Genomic DNA, 2,284 nt, shown 5'->3' on the forward strand with positions numbered 1-2,284 from the left:
ATTAACGAACTAGTAATTCGTCCTACTATACAAGAGTTTTAAAAATTAAAACAAAAAAATGACAGAAATTAAAAGACATTACTGGATTCTATGATGTAGATAATTATCCTAATCTATAATTCAGCCTTTTAACAAATTAATGTTATTTTGAAAATCACAGTAGTATATTTCACTATTACTGTGATTTTTTATTGACACAATGATTAAAAGCCAGTTGCCAACTTCTGGTTTATTTCATTGATTAATTAGTTCATTGTACGATTAACCTCTGATAATTCGAATGTTTTAAATTTTTAACTAACTTTGAACAAAACACACGCAACAAAAGCAAACCCAAAACCGTTGTAGGTAATTAACACCATATATTAAAATTATCATAATATAAAAGAAAAATGCAAAAACTGAAAGAACTAACCGATGCTAAAATTGCTGAAGGACGAAAAAATAATCCTGAGTTTATGAAAGGCGTTGATGATATAATTTTTAAAGCAAAAGCTTTTCAACAAGGAGAAAAAGCTATTAAAATTGGAGAAAAAGCTCCAAATTTTGATTTACCTAATCCTCTTGGAAACCCAATATCATTATCTAGCTTATTAAATAAAGGTCCTGTAGTTATTACATTTTATCGTGGTAGTTGGTGTCCATATTGTAATCTACAATTACGCGCTTTACAAAATAAATTAAAAGATATTCAAAAACTTGGTGCTACTCTTGTTGCCATAAGCCCTGAAGTACCTGACTCATCAATGACAAAAAATGAAATTAGTGAAATGGAATTTATTGTATTGTCTGACCAAGACGCAAAAGTTGCTTCACAATATGGAGTTGCTTGGGAAGTTCCAGAATTTTTATTGGAGCATATGCGAATAGATAGAAACCTTGATTTAAAAAAAATTAATAACGGAAACAGCAGTGTATTACCAATTCCAGCTACTTTCCTATTAGGAATTGACGGAATAGTTAAATGGAACTATGTTAATGTTGATTATAGAACTCGTTCAGAACCTGATGAGATCATCGAAGCATTAAAAAATATTTCTAAATAAACTAACCATAACATCACAAAAAAACATAAATTATTTTAGTTCAAAAATCTGGTTGTTACTTTATTAACTAGCATCCAATTTTCCGTAGAAAAATCCTGGCATTTAAACCAGTAATGTATCATTCAAAAAGACTAATAATTAACTATTAATCATAAAGGCATAGACTTTTGATTAATAGTTATTTTTATATTATTCCCTTTTTAATATTTTTAATTATCTTTAAATTATTAATCTTAACCTTATATATTTACAGTACATCATGAAGAGATCAGTACCATTACTTTTAATATTAATTCTTATCAGTGCTTGTAGTTCACTTAATAACCAAGAATATAAAACAGAAACCATGTTTCAACCTTTTCAACCGCCAATTTCATATAATAATGCCAAAGAGCAAGCATTAAAAATTCTTAATCAGATGACCATTGATGAGAAAATTTCATTAATTGGAGGTCATAATGTGTTTTTTACCAAAGGATTTGAAAAGTTTAATGTTCCAGCCATGTACCTCTCAGATGCTACTCAGGGAGTAAACATACGTTCACATCTTGACGATCAGCTTGAAAAATCAGTCGCTTTCCCAAGTCCAATTGCTTTAGCAAGTACTTGGAATAAGGAGTTGGCAGGTAATTATGCAAAATCTATTGGTGAAGAGTGTAGAGCTGGTGAAATTGCAGTGTTACTTGGACCTGGAATGAACATTTATCGTGTTGCACAAAACGGTAGAAACTTTGAATACTTTGGAGAAGACCCATACCTAGCTGCTAGAATGATAGAAAATTATGTAGTAGGAATGCAAAACACAGGTACAATGGCTACTTTAAAACACTTTGTAGCCAATAATACAGACTACAAGAGAAGAACATCTAATTCTGTAGTTGATAAAAGAACTTTACACGAAATTTATTTACCAGCGTTTGAAGCCGGTGTTGATGCAGGCGCTATGGCTGTTATGACATCTTATAATTTAGTAAATGGTGAATATACTGGACAAAACAAAGATGTAATAACGGGTACCAGTTCTAATAGTTTAATCCACAAAACCTTCTATTTTCCAATGATAGAAATCATTTAAAAACAAGTAAGCAATTTAAAAGCAACGTGTAAATCGATAAGTTCAGCATTGAAATCTTAAGATTTTCACAATTATTAAATTCTTAACTAAAAATTATTATTGATTTTTTAACCTTGCTAACTAAATCAATATCAACTACTTTCTATGAAAATTTTCTTCACAA

2 protein-coding genes are annotated in these 2,284 nt (G+C 29.7%); both read left to right on the plus strand.

Features of this window, described 5'->3' with window-relative positions; all coding sequences use genetic code 11:
* Positions 1-392: 392 nt before the first annotated feature.
* Positions 393-1,046: a peroxiredoxin-like family protein gene (locus ABY298_RS16105; protein WP_372747060.1), complete on the plus strand. Its 654-nt coding sequence runs from the start codon at positions 393-395 to the stop codon at positions 1,044-1,046.
* 259 nt (positions 1,047-1,305) lie between these two features.
* Positions 1,306-2,121, plus strand: coding sequence for a glycoside hydrolase family 3 protein (locus tag ABY298_RS16110; RefSeq protein ID WP_372747061.1), 816 nt, complete (start codon positions 1,306-1,308; stop codon positions 2,119-2,121).
* The last annotated feature ends 163 nt before the right edge of the window (positions 2,122-2,284 follow it).

Source organism: Lutibacter sp., from assembly GCF_041596795.1.
In the GTDB taxonomy this organism is placed as follows: Bacteria; Bacteroidota; Bacteroidia; order Flavobacteriales; family Flavobacteriaceae; genus Lutibacter.

Coding starts and splice junctions, on each gene's coding strand:
- ABY298_RS16105 (WP_372747060.1), top strand. CDS start 393: ATGCAAAAACTGAAAGAACTAACCGATGCTAAAATTGCTGAAGGACGA.
- ABY298_RS16110 (WP_372747061.1), top strand. CDS start 1,306: ATGAAGAGATCAGTACCATTACTTTTAATATTAATTCTTATCAGTGCT.